3 protein-coding genes are annotated in these 1,494 nt (G+C 65.3%); all 3 read right to left on the bottom strand.

Going from position 1 to position 1,494, the window contains the following annotated elements; genetic code table 11:
* A partial coding sequence (locus B7G66_RS17530) for a DUF3383 family protein (RefSeq protein ID WP_048859308.1) occupies nucleotides 1-452 on the bottom strand: 452 nt, incomplete at its 3' end.
* 3 nt (nucleotides 453-455) lie between these two features.
* Nucleotides 456-1,001 carry a phage neck terminator protein gene (locus tag B7G66_RS14145; RefSeq protein WP_139312536.1) on the bottom strand — a complete coding sequence of 182 codons (546 nt, stop codon included), beginning with the start codon at nucleotides 999-1,001 and terminating at the stop codon, nucleotides 456-458.
* Complete coding sequence (locus B7G66_RS14150; RefSeq protein ID WP_003621757.1) at nucleotides 959-1,333, bottom strand: hypothetical protein; 375 nt, start codon at nucleotides 1,331-1,333, stop codon at nucleotides 959-961. Before B7G66_RS14150 ends, B7G66_RS14145 begins: the two co-directional genes overlap by 43 nt.
* Between the last annotated feature and the right edge of the window lie 161 nt (nucleotides 1,334-1,494).

Raw genomic sequence — 1,494 nt, forward strand, 5'->3', positions numbered from 1 at the left:
ACGACCACGCCGCCCGCGACGGTCGCGGTGGCCGTGGCCCCGCTGCCGCCGCCGCCCGACACTGTGACACTGGGCGCGGTGGTATATCCACTGCCGCCATTACCCACCGCGATTGCCTGCACCGCCCCCGCCGACAGCGTGGCGGTGGCCGTGGCGGTCACGGGGCCTTGCGCGCCATCGACAAAGGTGGGACATGCGGCCATCAGCAGGGTCGAGGGCGTCTGCACCGCATTGGTGTACCCCGTGAAATAGACCTGCGCCATGTCGTATTCGACGCTGTTTTCCCCGCATATCGCCGCGACATCGGCGGCGGAGGTGAACACGCTGACCCCCGATGCAGGCAGCCCCGCATTGCGCGACAGCACCAGCGCATTGAGGAACGCGACACCGCCCCCCGCAGCAAGGACGCCGGGTGTAACCCGGACGATGGAAGAAACAGGAATGCCGGCCATATCTTACTCCGGTGGAAAGGTTGCGTCGGTCTCGAAAATCCCGACATTGAGTGCGTTTGCGAAATCCTGTGCAAAGGTCACGGTGGAATTGACCTGCAATGACACTGTGACCTGCCACACATCCTCGTACTGCGCGGCGTCGGACACGAAATCGCGCTGTCGGGGCGGGGCGGCGTAAAGCGGCGCGATCGTGCCATATCCCGCCAGGAACGCGGCGCAGGCCGGGTCACGAAACAGCAGCGCGATGCGCCCCGCCCCATCGCCCGCACCCGCGCCATGCAGGTCCACACGCACATCGACCTGCTGCTGCATCCACACGATGCGGCATCCCGCGCCATAGGTCGTGCGGTTGGTGGCGATCCGCCCGCGTCCCGCCACCGTCATGATGGCGAACGCGCCACAGGGCGGGGCCACACGGTTGACCTGCCCCACCATCACCGCATCCGCCGGAAGGGGAATGGTCGCACACAGCCATTGCCCCAACGCCGTCAGCACCGTGCCCTCGGTCACGTCACCTGTGGCTGCCTGCGCACCATCAGCTTCGACCATGCTGTCCCCCATTGCTCCATCTGGCGCACCACCAGCCAGTCCGCGCCATCAAAATTCACAATGTCCCCGCCCGTGCCCGCCGCACGGTCCATGCCGCCCACATCGCCCGCGACATACACGACCCTTAACGCGCCCTGCTGGCTTAAATCCCCCACATGCGCCAGTTCGTCCGACGACAGCGCCTGCACCCACACCGTCGCCGCAACCACACGATATTGCGGCGTGCGCGTAAAATCGGCATTGCCCACACTGCCGGTGGACAGCTTCAGCGTGGCCGCAGACCCCGGCCCCACAGCCCCCACCACAGCAACCGCCGCACCGAAAAGGTTCATGTCGGCCGTCCTTCATCCAGCAAGGTAAATATCCTTTGGAAATCATGATTTTTAGAGATGCAGGAGGCCCGGCCCTGATCGGGAAGGCCGACGGCATCAGGGGCGTTGCCCCCGAACCCCCACCAAAGGGCATTGCCCTTTGGAAACCATGACTGGGTAAC

The organism is Novacetimonas hansenii JCM 7643, assembly GCF_000964405.1.
Taxonomy (GTDB): Bacteria; Pseudomonadota; Alphaproteobacteria; order Acetobacterales; family Acetobacteraceae; genus Novacetimonas; species Novacetimonas hansenii.

Excerpts from the sequence above, each read along its gene's own strand:
- B7G66_RS14150 (WP_003621757.1), bottom strand. The coding sequence starts at position 1,333 with ATGAACCTTTTCGGTGCGGCGGTTGCTGTGGTGGGGGCTGTGGGGCCG.
- B7G66_RS14145 (WP_139312536.1), bottom strand. The coding sequence starts at position 1,001 with ATGGTCGAAGCTGATGGTGCGCAGGCAGCCACAGGTGACGTGACCGAG.